The 18,074-nt window shown below is 67.0% G+C and carries 15 protein-coding genes; 7 read left to right on the top strand and 8 right to left on the bottom strand.

The window, feature by feature from the left end; translation table 11 throughout:
* The first annotated feature begins 126 nt into the window (after positions 1-126).
* A complete protein-coding gene (locus C7R54_RS22095) occupies positions 127-1,215 on the top strand; it encodes a M14 family metallopeptidase (RefSeq protein WP_129152600.1) in 1,089 nt (362 codons plus the stop codon).
* Positions 1,216-1,285: 70 nt separating this feature from the next.
* On the opposite strand, the gene C7R54_RS22090 is transcribed toward C7R54_RS22095, so the two are convergent.
* From C7R54_RS22090 to C7R54_RS22060, 7 genes are all read right to left on the bottom strand, one after another.
* Entirely contained in the window at positions 1,286-2,068 is a 783-nt protein-coding gene (locus C7R54_RS22090) for an ABC transporter permease (protein WP_129152598.1), read from the bottom strand.
* 9 nt (positions 2,069-2,077) lie between these two features.
* Entirely contained in the window at positions 2,078-2,878 is an 801-nt protein-coding gene (locus C7R54_RS22085; RefSeq protein ID WP_377813140.1) for an ABC transporter ATP-binding protein, read from the bottom strand.
* A 52-nt stretch (positions 2,879-2,930) separates the two neighbouring features.
* Entirely contained in the window at positions 2,931-4,010 is a 1,080-nt protein-coding gene (locus C7R54_RS22080; protein ID WP_129152594.1) for an ABC transporter substrate-binding protein, read from the bottom strand.
* A 367-nt stretch (positions 4,011-4,377) separates the two neighbouring features.
* Entirely contained in the window at positions 4,378-5,877 is a 1,500-nt protein-coding gene (locus tag C7R54_RS22075; protein WP_129152592.1) for a class I adenylate-forming enzyme family protein, read from the bottom strand.
* 30 nt (positions 5,878-5,907) lie between these two features.
* Complete coding sequence (locus C7R54_RS22070; RefSeq protein WP_129152591.1) at positions 5,908-6,357, bottom strand: PaaI family thioesterase; 450 nt, start codon at positions 6,355-6,357, stop codon at positions 5,908-5,910.
* On the bottom strand, positions 6,354-7,367 hold the full coding sequence (locus C7R54_RS22065) for a zinc-binding dehydrogenase (RefSeq protein ID WP_129152590.1): 1,014 nt from the start codon (positions 7,365-7,367) through the stop codon (positions 6,354-6,356). The genes C7R54_RS22070 and C7R54_RS22065 overlap by 4 nt, the downstream gene beginning before the upstream one ends.
* Positions 7,368-7,467: 100 nt before the next feature.
* Positions 7,468-8,367, bottom strand: a complete 900-nt coding sequence (locus C7R54_RS22060) for a VOC family protein (RefSeq protein WP_129152589.1) — start codon at positions 8,365-8,367, stop codon at positions 7,468-7,470.
* A 1,176-nt stretch (positions 8,368-9,543) separates the two neighbouring features.
* Between C7R54_RS22060 and C7R54_RS22055 the strand changes: the two genes are divergently transcribed.
* Complete coding sequence (locus C7R54_RS22055; protein WP_129152588.1) at positions 9,544-12,192, top strand: hypothetical protein; 2,649 nt, start codon at positions 9,544-9,546, stop codon at positions 12,190-12,192.
* Here C7R54_RS22055 and C7R54_RS22050 read toward each other — a convergent pair.
* Positions 12,189-13,070 (bottom strand): FadR/GntR family transcriptional regulator, encoded by an 882-nt coding sequence (locus C7R54_RS22050; RefSeq protein ID WP_129152587.1) that lies wholly within the window; start codon positions 13,068-13,070, stop codon positions 12,189-12,191. The genes C7R54_RS22055 and C7R54_RS22050 overlap by 4 nt on opposite strands.
* Positions 13,071-13,353: 283 nt before the next feature.
* Between C7R54_RS22050 and C7R54_RS22045 the strand changes: the two genes are divergently transcribed.
* From C7R54_RS22045 to C7R54_RS22025, 5 genes are read left to right on the top strand one after another with little or no spacing between them, the layout of a single operon-like run.
* The gene (locus C7R54_RS22045) at positions 13,354-14,556 is read left to right on the top strand and encodes an ABC transporter substrate-binding protein (RefSeq protein ID WP_129152586.1); all 1,203 of its coding nucleotides are present in this window, start codon (positions 13,354-13,356) and stop codon (positions 14,554-14,556) included.
* On the top strand, positions 14,553-15,410 hold the full coding sequence (locus C7R54_RS22040; RefSeq protein ID WP_129152585.1) for a branched-chain amino acid ABC transporter permease: 858 nt from the start codon (positions 14,553-14,555) through the stop codon (positions 15,408-15,410). Before C7R54_RS22045 ends, C7R54_RS22040 begins: the two co-directional genes overlap by 4 nt.
* A complete protein-coding gene (locus tag C7R54_RS22035) occupies positions 15,407-16,468 on the top strand; it encodes a branched-chain amino acid ABC transporter permease (protein WP_129152584.1) in 1,062 nt (353 codons plus the stop codon). Before C7R54_RS22040 ends, C7R54_RS22035 begins: the two co-directional genes overlap by 4 nt.
* Positions 16,465-17,295 carry an ABC transporter ATP-binding protein gene (locus tag C7R54_RS22030; RefSeq protein ID WP_129152583.1) on the top strand — a complete coding sequence of 277 codons (831 nt, stop codon included), beginning with the start codon at positions 16,465-16,467 and terminating at the stop codon, positions 17,293-17,295. The genes C7R54_RS22035 and C7R54_RS22030 overlap by 4 nt, the downstream gene beginning before the upstream one ends.
* Entirely contained in the window at positions 17,292-18,044 is a 753-nt protein-coding gene (locus C7R54_RS22025) for an ABC transporter ATP-binding protein (protein WP_129152582.1), read from the top strand. Before C7R54_RS22030 ends, C7R54_RS22025 begins: the two co-directional genes overlap by 4 nt.
* Positions 18,045-18,074 lie beyond the last annotated feature (30 nt).

Below are 18,074 nucleotides of genomic sequence, written 5' to 3'. Positions count from 1 at the left end.
CGAAAGTACGATTCGGCGCCTTTGGCCACCGCGCAGGGCGGGATTTGGGCGCCAGATTAGGACGCCATTCCAGGCCGGGTTCGTAGAATGGTTCCATCCCTGACGTCACTTCCATGGAGCCGGACCTTGACGGACCTAGACCCTTTTTCCGAAACCTATGCGCAAGCCCGGGCCAAGTTCCTGGACGCGGCGACGGACGCCGGCGCGCGCATCACCCATTACGAACATGCCGCGCAGCGCGGCCCCCAGGGCGAGCGGCTGTACCTGGATGCCGCCCTGCTGGGCGCCGCGGATGCGCGCAGGATACTGGTAGTGGGCTGCGGCACGCATGGCATCGAAGGCTATTCGGGATCGGCGGCGCAAACCCATTGGCTGCGCCGCCAGGCCGCACGGACCTTGCCCGCGGATACCGCCGTGCTTTTCCTGCATGCGCACAACCCTTGGGGCTTTGCACACGCCTTGCGCTTCACGGAGGAGAACGTCGACCTGAACCGCAACTTCGTCGATTTCGCGGCGCCCTTGCCCGCCAATCCTGGATATGAGGACGTCCATGCGCTGATCGCGCTGCCCGACTGGGACGACGCCGCGGTGGACGGGATCTTCCAGCGGCTGTCGGCCTTGCGTGCACGCATCGGCGAGCAGGCCTATTCGGATGCCTTCAATGGCGGCCAATATACGCACGCCGACGGCATCTTCTATGGCGGCGCGCGCCAGCAGTGGGCCAACGCGGCGTTCCGACGGGCCATCGAGGAACACCTGGCGCATGCGCAGGCAGCCGCCATCATCGACCTGCATACGGGCATCGGCCCGGAGCGCGGCCACGTCTTCCTGTGTTTCCACCCGCCGGGCAGCGCCGGATATGAGCGGGCGCGCGCCTGGTGGGGGGAACGCGCGGTCAACCGCGAGGGCGTGACGCACAAGGCCGTCGCGACGTATCAAGGCCTGCTGGTCGACGCCTTCGTCGCCATGCTGCCGCGGGCGCAAACCACGGCGGTCGTGGTCGAGTTCGGCACGCTGCCGCGGCCGCTCATGCAACGCGCGTCGATGGCGGCGCGCTGGCTGTGGGCATCGCCGGCGGCCGACCAGGACTTGCGTGCGCGCCTGATGCGCGAAGTGAGGGAGGCCTTCTACCCTAGTACGCCCGAGTGGCGGGTCGGCGTGCTGGCGCAGTCGGAAGGCATCATCGATCGCGCGGTGGCCGGCCTGGCGGGCTGAGCGGCGGCCGGCCAGCCAGGCCGGCCGGTTTCATTGCCGACCAGCCTGGCGACCGGTCGGGGAAAGGCCGCTACTCTGACAGCGATCGCGCGGCCAGGCTGCGGTCCCAGAACACCAACCGGCGATGCAGCGCCTTGATCAGCTGGCTGCCGCCTATCCCCAGCGCGGCCAGGCTGATCAACGCGGCGAACATGGTGCTGGTGTCCAGCGTGGTCGTCGCCGCGTTGATCAGGTACCCCAAGCCCTGGGTGGCGGAAACGAATTCCGCGACCACCGCGCCGATCAGGCCCAGCACGATGGAAATCTGCAGCGCCGCGAAGATGTGGCCGGCGGCCGACGGGATTTTGATGCGGGTGAGGATGTGCCATCGGCTCGCCGAGAAGGCGCGCATGAGGTCGATCAGCGCCGGATCGGTGGCTTTCAGCCCCACGGCCGTGTTGACGAACATGGGAAAGAAGCACACCAGCGCCACCATGACCACCTTGGATTCCAGGCCGAAGCCGAACCACACCAGGATCAGCGGCGCCAGGGCGACCTTGGGCATGGATTGGAGGCCAAGCACGAAGGGATACAGCAGCCGTTCCAGCGACCGGAATTCGGCGAACAGGACGCCGACGACGAAGGCAAGCGAGCAGCCGGCGGCGTAGCCTATGGACATCGACGCCAGGGTGTAGCCGAAATCGCCCCAGAACGCTCCCTGTACATAGCCCCGGTACAGCGCGGCCAGCACGCCATCGAGCGGTGGCAGGACATAATTCGGCACGGCCCAGTACTTTACGGCGGCGGTCCACAGCGCCAGCAGCAGCCCCAGCAGGACGAGGGGGTAGACCACGGATTTGATTCTTTCCATGATGCGCGAGCCTCAATGAGAAGTTGAAGCGGAACCCCGGGAAGCAGAACCGCCAGGAGTCGCGTCGCGGGAAGAAAACAACGCCCGCAGTTCCGCGCACAGCTCGCCGAAGCGGGGGCTGCCCAGCGTTGCCTCGTCACGGGGAAAGGGGAGGTCCACATGCATCTCCTTGACGATGCGCGCGGGGCGGGGCGACAGCACGATGATGCGGCTGGAAAGGAAGACGGCTTCCGGGATCGAATGCGTGATGAACAGCACCGACTTGCGCGTTTCGGTCCAGATGCGCTGTAGCTCCATCATCATGTTCTCGCGCGTCATCGCATCGAGCGCGGCGAAGGGCTCGTCCATCAGCAGCAGCCTCGGGTCGTGGACCAGGCCACGCGCGATGCCGACGCGCTGCTGCATCCCGCCGGACAGCTCGTGCGGATAGTGATGCTCGAAATTCTCCAGTCCCGTCATGCGTAACAGCTCGCGCGCGCGTTGCAAGCCCTGCTTGCGATCCATGCCCAGCGTGCGCACCGGCAGCAGGACGTTCTCCAGCACCGTCTGCCAGGGCAGCAGGGTGGCGTGCTGGAACACGATGCCGACATCCTTGCGCGGCCCCTCTATGCGGGTGCCGCCCAGTTCGGCCATGCCGCCGCTGGGCTTGAGCAGGCCCGATGCGACTTTCAGCAGGGTGGACTTGCCGCAACCCGAAGGGCCCAGCACCGACAGGAATTCGCCTTCGTGCAAGGCGGTGCTGAAACCGCTCAGGGCCGGTACCGGGCCACGGGAAGAGCGATAGGTGACTTGCAGGTCTTCGGCGCGGAAGATGGCCCTGGACGTGGCAACCGTGACGGCCGGCGGGGTTTTCGCGAGCACGGCATCAATCCTTGTAGGCCTTGGCGGCGGCGACGATACGGGCGGCGTCGAAGTCGGAGAAACGTGGGACCAGGGCATTCGTGTAGCAGCTGGCGACGTCCACGTCCGCGGTGCTCAATTGGCCGCCCTCATGCAGCGCCTTGGCGAAATTCGTCCATGCCTGCGTCGGGAACTCGCCCCAGCGGCGCGGCTGTCCGGCGGGGAAATCCAGCATCTTGTCGAAACGGGCGGAGAATATCTTCACGCTGTCGCTCAATGCCTTGGCCTCGTCTCCGGCCGGCTTCGTATTGGGATACTCCTGCCAGAACATCTTTACGCAGGCCTCCCGGTTCGCCTCGCAGAAGACGGTGGCCTTGGCGATGGCGCGGCCGAAGCCGGCGAGCACCTGCGGCTTGTCGCGCAGCATGTCCTCGTGGGCGACGAAGCCATTGCTGAACAGCGCCGCGAAGCCGGGAATCTGGGCGATGCGGCGAATGCGGGTGCCTTGCGTCTCCAGCGTCGCGTGCTGGGCGTCGAACAGGTTCAGCGCGTCGATCTTGTGCGTGGTCAGCGCCAAAAAGGCCGCGCTGCCTATGCCTACCGGCACCATGGTGGCGCTGATGCCGGCCTCCTTGAACTCCGCCTTGGTGATGGGGACATTGCCGAAGGTCATCGCGCCCACGCCGATATGCTTGCCATCGAGGTCCTTCAGCGTCTTGATGGGGGAGTCCTCCAGCACGGCGAATTCCCACCCGGAGCTGCGCGTCGCGTTGTAGAAGAACTTGATCGGCAGGCGTTCGGCGCCGGGCGCGCGCGCGAGTATCAGCGTATCCGGATTGGGATAGCCGATGTCGATGCGCTTGGCCAGCATCTGCGGGATCAGGGTGCCCGTGCCCTTGAAGCCCATGAGCTCGACGTCCAGCCCTTCGTCCTTGAAGTAGCCCAGGCGCTTGGCCGCCACCATGGGCGCTTGCGACAGGGTCATCTCCGTGACGTTGCCATAGCGGATCCTGGTCGGTTCCGCATTGGCGGCCGGCGATGCCAGCATCAGGCCGGCCGCCAGCGCGGCGACGGCGCTTGCGTGGTGTAGCGTGGTGTTGCGCATATGGGTTCCCCTTGGAATCGGACGTTGTCGTCGTCGCTATCCGGACGCGGCCTGCGCCGGGATGCGGATTCATGGTACGCGCGGGGATTGGGAATAACGTGCTCCAATCGTTTGCCTTGGCCGGGGAAATTCGTATGTGATTCTTTGCTGGCGGCTATAGGGAGATTTTTTTTCCAATCCTAGGGTTTTCCATGGAAACTGGAATGTGCGGACGGCGGGGCTTTTGGAGCGCAGGCGCGCGCCGATCGTCGCAAGCACGCAAGACAAAGGGCAGCCCTTGTGGGGGCTGCCCTCCTGTTGCGGGTGATCTGTCGCGGGTGATCTGTCGCGTCTGATCCGCCGCGTTGGACGCGCTCGTGCTCGGGCGTCAGGGGTGTTCGGCCCGCGCCATCAGGGCCTTGCGGTCGACCTTGTTGGTCGGCGCCAACGGCAGCGCGTCGAGGAAGTAGACGCGGCGCGGGTGTTGATAGGCGGGCGCGTGCGCGAGCACGAAATCCTTGACCTGCTGCTCGCTCAATTCCTTGCCGGCATGGCGTACCACGAAAGCGACCGGTTTCTGGCCTTTCAGCTCGTCGCGCACCGGTACCACGCAGGCCTGCATGACCTCGGGGATGCGCGCGATGACCTGTTCGACTTCGCCTGGGTATATATTTTCGCCGCCGCAATTGAACATATCGTCGACGCGCCCGACGAAGTAGTAGCAGCCGCTGGCGTCGCGCCGGAAGACGTCGCCGGTCTTGTACCAGCCGTCCGGCGTCAGTACCTGGGCGGTCTTCTCGGGCAGGTTCAGATAGCCCAGCATGTTGGCGGGCGTGCGCATCCAGAGTTCGCCCTCGTCGTCCGGGCCGACGTCCAGGCCTTGCGCGTCGACCAGGCGGACCTCGACGCCGGGCAGTGGCCAGCCCAGGCCGCCGCCCGGAGGTAGTGCGCGGCCCTCGGTCGGGCCAAAGACGATGGGGCCCGCTTCCGTGGTGCCGTAGCCACCGGCCAGCGAGGCATTGGGGAAGGCCTGCTTGACCGCCGCGTAAAGGCTGGCCGAGGCTGCCGCGGAACCCATGCGGACGTAATGGACCTTGCTGGTATCAATGCGGGACAGCGCCTCCCTCTCCTTGACGACCATGGCCATCATGGTCGGCACCGACGTAATCCAGGTGACGCCGTGACGGCCGATGGCGTCGATGAATTGCTGCGTGTCGAATTGCGGCAGCAGCACGACGGAGGCATGTCCGGCCAGCGCGAACTTGACCGAGGCCAGGGCATTCATGTGGAACAGCGGCGCCGCCACGATGAAGCGTTCGCCCAGGAAGGACGCGCGGGTCGCCAGCCGCGAACGCAGCGTCCAGAGTTGGCCCTCGTGCGACAGCTGCACGCCCTTGGGACGGCCGGTGGAGCCCGAGGTATAGAGAATCATCGCGCACTCGTCCGGCGCGGGCACGACGGTCGCGAACGGGCCGGGGTCGAGAAAGTCCTGCCACGCGGCGTCGTCGTCCAGGCGCTGGGCCGGGGTGCCCGGCGGCAGCAGCGCTACGCGGGGCCCGTCGACGAAGGCCAGCCTGGCCTTGCAGTCGTCCAGGATCAACGCCAAGGTGTCGGCGGAGACCTTGTAGTTGACCGGGACCGCCACCATGCCGGCGCGCATGATGCCGAGGTACGCAATGACGAACTCGGCGCGGTTCAGGCTCATCAGGGCAACGGTCGCGCCGCGCGGCAGACCCTTGCGCAACAGGCCGCGCGCGCAGGCGTCGGCCTGCCGGTCTATATCGCCATGCGTATAAATGCGCGGCCGGGCGGGATCGACGCAATCGATGATCGCGATCTCGTCCGCCGGCTGCGCCGTGTCCACCAGTTTGCCCAGATTCACCAACATGCCTTCACCTTGTTGTGACGATGACCCGCGTCATCCCGTGATGGGGACGTAGGTGCCGCGGCCGACGGCGACCAGCTTGCCGTCGGCCGACATGACGTCGATATCCACGACCGCCGCGCTGCGGCCTGCCTTGCGCACCACCGCGACGCCCTCGACATAGGGCGCCATGGCAGGGCGCAGGTAGTCTACCCGCAAATTCATGGTCGGCACCCCGCCGCCCACGAGCATGCCGATCGCGAAATCGCCGACCACGTCGATCAGCGACGCGATGGCGCCGCCGTGGAACTGGCCGGATCCCGCAGCGCCTCTTTCCAGGTTGTCGCTCATGGGCATGCGCACAGAGAAACGCGACGCGGCATGGTCCACTTCCAGTATTTCCAGGTTCAGGGCGCTGATGAAGCGCGAGCGCTTGAAAATCGCCCCGATGTCGGCGCGTTCGAGTTTCCTGGGCTCCGCCTTGGCGGTATTTGCATTGCTCATGGCTTCACCATTACCTTGCCGAACACCTGGCGGTCTTCCAGCAGCCTGAAGGCTTCATTGACTTCCGACAAGCCGTAGACCTTGTCGATCACCGGTTTCAGCTTGCCCTGGCGCACTTCTTCGACGAGGGCCAGCAACTCATCGCGCTGCCAGCCGTTCGAGCCCAGCACCTGCAACTCGTAGCTCCAGATGAAGCGCAGGTCCTCCTTGGGATCGTAGCCGGCGGTGGCGCCGCAGGTCAGTATCCGGCCGCCGCGGTGCAGGGTGCGCAGCGATTTCACCCAGGTGTCGCCGCCGGTGAAGTTGACCACCACGTCCATCCCCTTGTCGGCGAAGCGGCGATGGGGCTTGCCGAAGTGCTCGAAGACCCATTTCATGAAGTCATGCTGCTTGTAGTCCAGCAGGTGGTCGGCGCCCAGGTCTTTCAGTCGCGCCAGTTTTTCCGGCGAGGAGGCGGCCGCGATGACTTCCGCGCCGGCCAGCTTGGCCAACTGCACGCAGCAGGTGCCCACGCCGCCGGATGCGCCCAGCACCAGCACCTTTTCACCGGCGCGGATACGGCCGATGGTGAGCATCATGCGCCAGGCGGTGCCGTAGGCGACGGGCAGGGAGGCGGCGGTTTCGTAGCTGACGTCGTCGGGCAGCTTGACCAGGTGATGATCGGGCACCGCGCAGAATTCGGCCAGGCCGCCATGGCGGGCCTCGCCGATGACGCCGCCGAAGGTCTTGCGGTCGGACGGATCTATCATGACGCGGTCGCCGACCTTCCAGCCACCCTCGACGTCCGGGCCCACCTCGACGATCTCGCCGGCGAAATCCAGGCCCATGATGATGGGCATGGGCACGGTGATGCCGGGCATGCCATTGCGCGTGAATACGTCGTGGTAGTTCAGCGTGGTGGCGTGGACCTTGACGATGACCTCTCCGGGCTTGGCTTCGGGATCCGGGAAATGGGTCTCGTATTTGATGCTGCCGGGGCCGCCGTGTTCGTAGATGACTGCTGCTTTCATTTTTTCGTGTTCCCTTGGATGATGCGGAAAATGATGCGTGGTGCCGCGTACGAAGTGTTGTGTACGAGGTACGAGGTGTTGCGTACGACGTGTTGTGTATCTAGCTGGCTTCGATGAACTGCAGCGCGGCGTGGCTGGTCTGCGACGGATGGACCCACAGCGACGGCCGGCCGCCGTCCAGCGTGGGAGCTTCGAAGGTATCAATGCCGCGTTCGCGCAGCAGGCCGCGCAGGGCGGGCAGCGAGGCGACCTCGATGCAAGCCGCCGAGACGCGGTGGATGGCATCGTCGGCGGGGCTGGCCAGGACGGGGCAGGCGGCGCGCATGGCTTGCGGGCTCAGCACCCAGAAGACGCCGCGCACCAAGGCAAAACAATAGGCGTCGCCGTGCCGGGTGGGCGCGCCCAGCAGCCGTTCAAAGCGGGCCAGCGTGGCCGGCAGGTCGGTGGGGCAGAAATAAATGGCGGCCAGGCCGGTGGCGCCGTTGGGATGCGAGAGCAGGTGCGGCTGCCACAGCACGTCGCGCGTGCCATGCTCGATGACGATGAAGCGGGCCTCGGGGCACTGTTCGCCGTCCAGGTAGACATTGCTGAAGCGCGCGCGCCGGGTTTCCTCGTCGTGGGGGCCGTAGGCGGCGTCGCGTTCCAGGCGGGCGGGCGCCGCCGCGGGAATGCCCTGTTCCTGGAGCCGGCGATGCGCTTCATCGGCGGAGGCACAGTCCATGGCGACGATGTGCAGCCCTTCGTAGCGCGCGATCATCTGCTTGGCCGTGCTGTATAGCGTGGGATCCACCAGGCCCAGCAGTTCGAAGTAGCCGTGCTTGAACATGGCGCAGTGATTGCCGGAGCCCCAGGGCTCGACCGGGCCGCCGGGAGTGATGCTGCCGGCGTGCATGCTGCGGGAAGACAGGCGAAAGCCCAGCTTTTCGAAGGCGGCCCGGGCGGTTTCCAGGTCGCGGATGATCAGGCCGGTATGGTCCAGGCTCAACGGCAATGATGGCATTGCATTCCCCATGGCGATGGTGTTTGCGCCGGCCCGCTTGCGGCCGGCGTGTCTCACGGTTGTGTATTTTCGAGTGGGTATAGTACGCGCGGGACGCAGGAATTCCATGCCATTAAGCAATAGGAAACGTGGCCGGCGAGGTATTTTTTTCTAGAAGACTAGCATTAACGCTAATTGGCTCCCAAATTTTGACTGGTTTTTGGATGTTAGCCGTCCGCCGGGGATGGGCCGGCAGCGTCGCATCATTCGATGGGGCAGGCCGGCCGAGTCCGCATCGCGATCGTCCGACGGGGGATAGGCGGACGATCGCGATCGTCCGGCGCCGCGGGTCGCCTTGTCCGCGTCCCGTGTGGAGGGCGTCGGAAAATTCGGCATGATGGTGCGTGCGTATCTCACGCGCGCTCGCCGGCGGGGCCGGCGTCCATCCGCGACTTTCTCATGTGCGCCCTTCGGGTCCGCTCCTATCGTGTTTGCATCGAGTCCTGAATAGGGCAGGCCATGGTCAATGGGCTGAGTCGTTGTTTCGCGGGCGCGGCCCGTCCCGCGGAAGAGGGGAGCGGGGCACACGCGGACGCGCGCGCCACCGTCGTCGTCATGCCGGGAATGCCGCCGCGCGCGGGCCGGGGCGTTTCCGCGCGCCCGATGGGCGGGGCCCGTATTTCCAGCGAACGCCGGCGCGAGCCGCTGTTCGCGTGGCCCGGCACGGCGGCCCGCGCTCGACGCCATGGAGGGGGCGCGGCCGGCGACGCGATAGCCGTCCAGGAGGCCAGGGCGGCTGTCGTGCGCGCATGGAAGGAGGAAGGGCCGAAGACCTTCGATACGCTGTATGGGAGCAACGGCTCCTTGCGACGGGATGTAGCCACCGCGCTGTGGCAGCGAATCGAACAACTGCTCGCGGCGGATGGCACTTCCGGATCGGCCGCGGCAGCTACAGCAGGTGCGGCAGCTACAGCAGGTGCGGCAGCTACAGCAGGTGCGGCAACTACAGCAGGTGCGGCAACTACAGCAGGTGCGGCAGCTACAGCAAATGCCGCAGCCGCAGCAGATGCCACAACTGCAGCGGATGTGGCGGCCGCAACGGGTGCCGCAGCTACAGAGGATCCCACAGCCGCAGGAGATGCAGCCACCGCCGCCGCCGCCACCGCGACCGCCGAGGGAACCCCGGACGACGGCACCATGACCGACCGGGAACTGCATGCCCTCACCGAGAAGCTGGCGCGCGCCGAGGCGCTGCTGGGCAAGCAGGACAGCGTCGCGCTGCGTGCGGTCCGCGTTTTAGGCGAACAGGTGCTGGGCGCGCGCGCCAGCCTGGGCCGGCCGCTGCTGGTGGCATCGGCCAGCCAGCGCGTGGGCCGGTATGCGCACGCGGGCGCCGCGAGCACCTTCCGTCTGGGAGCGGATTTCGCCCTCCCGGGCTTGCCGTTGAGCGCGTCCGTATCGCCGAGGGTAGGCGCCACCTATTCGAGTGGCGTGGAGGTGGGCGAAGACCTGTGGATATCCGAAAGCCGCACGGTCGAGGCGCGGCTGGGGATCATCGGACGCATCAAGGCCTTTTTCCTAAGGCTGGACCTGGCACTGACGGGCCGGCATGCCAGGAGCCACGGCCGCAGCTATTACGACCCTGACCACCTTCTGCAGGCGCCGGGCAGCAGCACCTATCGGGCCGAACGGGATGTCGGGGCTTTAAGGGACCTGAGCCGGGACCTGAGTCGGGACCCGGGTAACAACCGGGCGTGGGGCCCAGGGCGCACCGCCAGGTGGCGCTCCTGGCTGGGAATGCCGAAGGCGTTTTCCCTGCACAGCCTGGACAGGGTGCGGCTGGCGGCTTACGCCCGCCATGACGAGTTCGCCAAGACGGCGGCGATGCTGGGCATCGTGGTGGCGCCCCCGCAGGCGGAGGATGCACGTCATCCGCTTGCGGAGAGCCATCGGACAGCGATGGGCGCCGGTTCGCCCTCCAGCGTGGTGACAACGGGCCTCAGGCTCTCGGGGGGCGCCATGCTCGGCGGCGCGGACGAGGCCGGCGCGCCGCGGATGCTCCGCGTCCACGGGCAACTCGAAGGGGGCGGTTCGAAGTCGAGCACCGCCATCCGGACCTACGTTCCCGTCTGGGATGCCCTGGACGGCCAGGAAGCGGAACAGGCGGGCGAGGCCGCGATACAGGTGCGCCTGGCGTCGCTGCGTGCGGCCTGTGCGCCCATGGTCCGGGCCTTGCAAGCGTATCACCGCGGACCGGCGGCCAGTGCCGCCTCGGTCGGCCCGGCGGCGGCCGAGGCGGCGCCCGCACCAGGGCTAACACCAATACCAACACCAGCACCAACGCCAGCACCAACACCACCCCCCGCGCCAGCGACCGCGACGTCACGGCTCGGGAACGTCGCCCGTGTCCTCGACGCCCTGTCGACCTGGAAACCCGGCGATCCGCCGGTGCCGGGCGCCGACATGAACCATGCCTTGCAAGCGCTGGTGGCAGAACACGACCTGTATTGCCAGGCGGCGCGGCACGGACCGGCCGACAAGCATGCCCGCGGCTTGGCCCGGTCCATGGAGCGGGCCTGGGGCGTCGAACGCAGTCACGGCGCCTATGGCTACATGCGCGCGCTCGCCGTCACGACCGCCCTGGCCGCCCACCATGCCCGGTCCACGGGACAGCCCCCGCCGGCCGCCTGCGAGGCGCTGTCGGCCCGCCTGGCCGCGCCTGCCATGCAGTACGACAGCCCCCTGATGAAGCGCGCCACGGGGTTCCGGAACATATTGCCGATCGAGACCTGGCAAGTCGAGATGGCGCTGGGAGCCGACGCGGGTATCAGCCTGCCGCTGCTGGCCGTCGCCGCCGATGTCAGCGGCAGGATCCGGAGTTCCCGCGTCACGCATTTCAATGCGCTGAAGGAAGGGGATTTCATCGATGTGGAGGTCGCCGTGGGCCTTTCCGGTCAGCTGGACCTTGCCGCCGTCTTCAAACCCCTCATGGCCTGGATGGGCGACCACCTGGGCCATGCCATGAGCGCGCTGGCGGAGGCCGGCGTGCCCGCCGTCATGATGGAGAAGTTGAACGGCGCGCTGAAGGCCATTTCCCCCTCGCTAGGCGCGGGCGCGCACCTGGTGCTGGCCATCCGATATTCGAGGCCGCTCGCCGACACGGCGGGGGACGAGGGCAATCAGGCATCCTCCGATCAACCCAGGCAGGCAGCCGGCTTCAACATGGAGTACGTCCGGGTGCTGGCCCGGATCGACGGCGCGCAGAACACGGACACCGTGCCGTTGGCCACGGTCATGGGCAGCAACGCCATCCGCTCGGTGCTGATGCGCCTGGACAACTGCTACAGGAAGGACGGCGACGCCGACAAGGCTGAACGCGAAAGCCGGGCCTATCTCTCGTCGAAATCCGTGAGGCGGGACCTGCCCGGCATCTTCGAGAGCCTGGGCCAGGACGACAGCGCCGCGGCGCGCCAGGTGCGCGCCTTCGTGCGCGAGGCGACCCCGCACGCCGTCGACGCCGAATCCCTGCGCGCGCTGAGGTCGTGCGAGGCGGATTTCTTCGCTGCCATGAAGGCCTACACCGTGGCGGCGGCCGCTGCCGCGGCTGTAGAAGGCGGTATAGCGGCCGCCGCCGCGGCCACAGCCATGGCAAGCGCGGACCCGGGCACGGTGTCCGTGGACGGCGCGCTCCCGGTCCTTCCAGCCTTCCCGGCGCTGCCGGAATACATGGCCGCCGAGCGGGCCTTGGTCGCGCTGTGCGAGGCGCTGCGCGGTCCCGCCCGCGTCTACCAGGGCAAGCGCACGGCGTATGCGACGGACCTGGACAGGCTGCGCGGCAGTGCCTAGGCCTGGCCCGTCACCGCGCCCTTCGCCGGACGTCGCACGGCGCGCCGCGGCCCCGCGCGGCGCGACATGTCGGAATCCAGGATCAGGCGGCCGCGCAGCTTGCCATTGAGCTGCTTCACGAAGCCCGATGCCTCCTGCATGTGTTCTGCCATCAGGGCGCGCACGGTTGCGGCATCGCGGGCGCGCGCCGCCGCGGTGATGCGGCGGTGTAGCGTGACGTTGGCATCGCCGAAGCGCCGCTGCGCGCGCAGCGGCGTATCGTTTTCGAACACGGTCAGCTGGCGCAGCATTTCGTTGATCAACTGGCAGGTAAAGCGCAGGAAACTGTTGGGATTGGCCTGCGCCAGGATGTCGTGGAAGTTGAGGTCTTCCTTGCGTTGCGCGATGACGTCCGCGGTATGCCCCGATGACGGGTCGCAGCATTCGATGCTGTGTTCCAACGCCTCGAAATCGGCGTCGGTGAGATGCGGCACCGCGCCCGCCGCCAGTTCCGGCTCCAGCAGCTTGCGCACCGTGTAGATGTCGTCGATGGTCACCTCCTTGAAAAAGAGGTAGTTCTGCATCAGCTGGAACGTCCGGTCCAGGGTGACCTCGACGATGCGTCCGCCGCCGGCCGGTCCGGTGCTGATGGTCACCAGCCCCTGCACCTCCAGGGACTTCAGCGCCTCGCGCATGGTGCTCTTGCTCACCGCGAACATTTCCTGCAGTTCGCCTTCGCGCGGCAGCTTGTCGCCCGGGCGCAGGTCGCGGTCCGTGATCAGGCGCTTGATTTCCTCGGCCACCAGGTCGGCGCGCTTGGGGCGCGCCCTCGGTGCGCGCGCCGCGCCGACGGCGGTGGTGCCGGCGGTGCCGATGGTGCATTTCGTCGGTCGGGCCATGACCTGCTGCTCCCCATTCTGTTTCGGATCGACGGGCCGCGCTGCCCAGGGTTTAACCTGATGCGCGCCCCGTTGACGGCGAAATTGACGCTTCTATATTATCAATTCCATCGTATTTATCATGATAAATAGCGATAGATACGACAGCCCTCCCGCGCAACGCCGGCCTGCCCGCGGCCTGCACGGGGTCTCGTTCGGGTGCGCGCCGCAACGTACGGCCGTGCCCGTGCTTCCATGCCCACTGCCGTCGCCCGGGGCGCCGGCACCAGCCTAGGGGAATACCGTGAATCGCCGTGAACTGTTGAAACTTGCCGCGCTGGCGGCCGTGCCGGGCAGTCTTCCCATGCGCGCCGCGCTGGCGCAGTCGGCCGGGCAGACCATCCAGTTTGGCTGTCCCGTGCCGATGTCCGGCGCTTTCGCCGCCAACGGCAAATACGCGGACCTGGGCATGAAGCTGGCGATCGAGCAATACGGCAAGGCCTTGGGCCGACCCCTGGCCTATACGCTGCTGGACACCGAAGCCAAGCCGGCCACCGCCGTGCGCAAGCTGCAGGAACTCGTGCAGCAGAAAAGCGCGCGTTATTTCGCCGGCGGCATCCTGTCGTCGGAGGCCCTGGCCATGGCCAAGGAGGCGCAGAAGGACGGCGCGTTGTTCATCACCACGGCGGGCGCCGATGAAATCACGGGCGCCGACTGCAACAAGTCGACTTTCCGCTGGTCCGTGCCGACCTTCGGCGCCATCGAACGCACGGTGCGGCCGCTGATCGAGCAGATGCCCAAGGCCAAGCGCTGGTACACGATCACGCCGCAATACGTGTTCGGCGACGGGCTGTTGAACGCGGCCAAGAACATCTTCAAGGAAAAGGGCATCGAGCACGTTGGCAACAGCTATCACTCGCTGACCGAAAAAGAGTTCAGCGGCTACCTGACCAATGCGATGGCGGCCAAGCCGGACGTGCTGCTGCTGCTGAACTTCGGCTCGCAGTCCTCGGACGCGTTGCGCCAGGCGGTCAGCTTCGGCATGAAGCAGAACACCACCATCCTGATGGCCTGGGCCTCGGGCCTGGAGCAGTTCGAGTCGCTCGGCGCCGATCTGTGCGAGGGCGTGTATTTCGGCGCGCAATACTGGCACGGCATCGATTCGCCCGGCAACAAGGACCTGGTCCAGCGCACGCAGCAGACGTTCAAGTTCAACCCCAACTACAGCCTGGCCGGATCCTACATCTGCACCAAAATCTTCATCGACGCCATCATCAAGGCGGGTTCGGACGACCCCGCCAAGGTGATTCCGGTGCTGGAGGGCATGAAGTACACCGGCCTGACCGGCGAGGAGGAAATCCGCCCCGAGGACCACCAGGTGCTGAAGAACTATTACCTGCTGAAGGGCAAGGCCAAGTCGGCCATGAAGGACAAGGACGACTACGCCGACATCCTCAGCTTCGGCAAATCCTTCCTGCCCGTGGCGCAGACCGGCTGCAAGCTGTGACCGTTTATCTGCTGCAGGTGGTCAACGGGATCGGCATAGGCATGCTGTACTTCCTGTTGGCCGTCGGGCTGTCCATCATTTTCGGGCTGCTGCGCTTCGTCAATTTCGCCCATGGCGCCTTCTATCTCCTGGGCGCCTACTTCTGCTACCAGGCGGTGGCATGGGGATTGAACTTCTGGCTGGGGCTGGTGCTGGTGCCGCTGGTGGTGGCCCTGCTGGCCTGGCTGGCCGAACGTACCCTGCTGCGCAGGGTGTATGACCAGCCGCATGAGTTCCACATTCTCATCACCGTCGGCCTGGCGCTGGTACTGCAGGAAGTGGTGATCCTGGCCTGGGGGCCGCTGGGCGACAACGTCGCCACGCCGGCGTCCTTGCAGGGCGTGGTCATGTGGGGCGGCTTCATTTATCCGAAATACCGGCTGTTCGTCATCGCGTTCACCGCCGTGTTCGCGCTGCTGCTTTGGTGGCTGCTGGAAGGCACGCGGCTGGGCAGCGCGGTGCGCGCCGGCAGCGAGTCGACGGAAATGGTGTCGCTGCTGGGGATCAACGTCTTGCGCGTGTTCGGCCTGGTGTTCGCGCTGGGCGCGGGCACGGCGGCGCTGGCCGGCGCGCTGGCCGCGCCCATACGCGGTGTCGATCCCTTCATGGGCCTGGAGGCGCTGGGCGTGGCGTTCGTCATCGTGGTGGTCGGCGGCATGGGCAGTTTCGCCGGCGCGTTGGTGGGAGGTCTCTTGATCGGTATCGTGCAGAGCGTGATGAGCACGCTGTGGCCGGAAGGCGCGCGGCTGATGATCTATGTGGCGATGGCGGCGGTGTTGCTGCTGCGCCCGCATGGCCTGCTGGGGAGGGGATGATGGCCGCCTCCGATCCCGCGAACCGCCAAGCCGCGCCACTGGGGCCGGATGCCTCGTCGGCCGCGCGGGCCCCTGCGACCAGGCGACCGCTGTCCGGCGGATATGCCGGCTGGTGGCTGTCGCTGGCCGTCGTGCTGGTCCTGCCCCTGGCGCTGGACTCGGGCACGCTGGCCACCGAGGTGCTGGTGTATGCATTGGCTGTGCTCGGCTGCAACCTGCTGCTGGGCTATACCGGGCTGCTGTCCTTCGGGCAGGGCATCTTCTTCGGCGTGGGCAGCTATGCCTTGGGCATCCTGATGACGCGCGCGGGCCTGGGACTGCCGCTGTCGGTGCTGCTGGCCTTGCTGGCGGGCGCCTTGACGGCCGCCGCCGTGGGGTGGTTCGCCATCCGGCAGCGCGGCACGTACTTCGTCATGCTGACGCTGGCGTTCGCGCAGATGTTCTATTTCCTGGCCTACAGCCTGCCGGACTGGACCGGCGGCGACAATGGGCTGCTCAACATCCCCCGGCCGCCGCTGGCGCTGTTCGGCGTCACGCTGTGGTCCCTGGACAGCCCATGGCGTTTCTACGCCTTGGTGGCGGCATGTTTCCTGGTGGTGTTCTGGCTGTTGCAGAGGGTCACGGCGTCGGTGTTCGGCCGCACGCTGCTGGCCATCCGCGAAAACGAGACGCGCGCGCGCGCCGTCGGCTACGACACGCGGCGTTTCAAGCTGGCCGCGTTCGCCCTGTCGGGCGCGGTGACCGGCCTGGCCGGCGCCTTCCACGCGTTGATGACGGGTATCGCGCCGCTGTCGAACATCGAATACCACACCAGCGAGATGATCCTGGTGATGACGGTGATCGGCGGCACCGGCAACCTGTTCGCGTCGGTGCTCGGCGCGGCGTTCTATGTCTTGATGTCCGACTGGTTGTCGACCTTGTGGCCGCGCTGGCTCCTGCTGCTGGGACTGCTGTTGATCGGGGTCAGCCTGTTCATGCACAAGGGGCTGTGGGGCCTGTTGCAACGGGGCTGGACGGCGCTGCGGTCGCGCGCCGGCGCCGGGGAGGAGAGGGCATGAGCCTGGATCAGTCTCCTGGCACGGGCGGCCATACGGCCCACGCGGCCAAGCCCGCCGACCACGCCGCGCCGCTGCTCGACGCGCGCGGCATCGTCAAGCGCTATGGAAAATTCACCGCCATCGCGGGCGTCGACCTGCGCGTGCGCGCGGGTACGGTGCATTCCGTCATCGGACCCAACGGCGCCGGCAAGACGACGCTGTTCCATGCGCTGACCGGCACGGTGCCCGTCACCGCGGGCACCATTCTTTTCGGTGGACACGACGTTACGCGCGAGCCGGACAACGTGCGCGTGCGGCGCGGCATCGCGCGATCCTTCCAGGTGACCAGCCTGTTCGCCAACCTGGACGTGCGCGAGAACCTGCGCCTGGCGGCGCAAGGCGCGCATGCCGCCGGCGCCTTCGATATGTGGCGCCCGCCGGGTCGGCACCGGGATATCCTGGAGCTCGCCGACGCCATCCTGGAGCGACTGGGCCTGACCGCGCGCGCCGGCAGCGCGGCGGGCGCGCTGTCGCATGGCCAGCAGCGGCGGCTGGAGGTCGGCATGGCGCTGGCCGCGCGGCCGCGCGCCATTTTCCTGGACGAACCGACCTCCGGCATGGGCGTGGACGACCTGGACGGCATGAAGGCGCTGATACGTGGCCTGGCGCAGGACCACACGGTGCTGCTGATCGAGCACAACATGAACATCGTGATGGACATCTCCGATACCGTGACGGTCATGCAGCAGGGCCGCGTGCTGGTGGAGGGCGCGCCGGCGGCCATCCGGGACGACGACCGCGTGCGCGCCGCCTACCTGGGCAACATGATTACCGGAGGCCGCGCATGACTGACACGGGAAAAGGCGCGGGAACTGGCTCGGGAAATGGCGCGGGCGAGCTGTCGCTGCGCGACGTCCATGCATACTACGGCAAGAGCCATATCCTGCAAGGCGTGTCGCTGCGGGTGGGCGAGGGCGAAGTGGTCACCTTGCTGGGCCGCAACGGCGCGGGCAAGTCGACGACGCTGCGCACCATCGCGGGCGCCTTGCGGCCGGCGCGCGGCGATATCGTGTTCGGGGGCGCGGCGGTGCACGGATTGCCCGCGCACAAGGTGGCGGGCCGTGGCCTGTGCCTGGTGCCCGAGCACCGGGGGGTCTTCCGCCTGCTGACCGTGGAGGAAAACCTGCTGCTGGGCGCGCGCAAGCGCTCGCCCTGGCAACTGGAAGATATCTACCGCATTTTCCCCCGCTTGCGCGAACGCCGCCGCAACGGCGGCGCGCAATTGTCGGGCGGCGAGCAGCAGATGCTGGCGATCGGCCGGGCGCTGATGAACCATCCCCGCCTGCTGATGCTGGACGAACCGGTGGAAGGCCTGGCGCCGGTCATCGTCGAGGAGATCGTCGCTCAGCTCAAGCTGATCCGTCGTGAAGGCGTGTCCATCCTGCTGGTGGAACAGAACCTGGAGGTCTGCACGCAGCTGGCCGACCGCCATTACATCATCGAACAGGGCGCCATCGTGTACGAGGGCGATAATGCAAGTTTCGCGGCCGATGCCGGCATCAAGGACCGCTACCTGGGCGTGGGCGTGGCTTCATGACGATGGGCCCGCGCAGCGTACGCAGCGTAC

It is taken from the genome of Achromobacter aloeverae, assembly GCF_004121055.1.
Classification (GTDB): Bacteria; Pseudomonadota; Gammaproteobacteria; order Burkholderiales; family Burkholderiaceae_B; genus Bordetella_C; species Bordetella_C aloeverae.
This window is presented reverse-complemented; position numbering and strand designations above follow the sequence as displayed.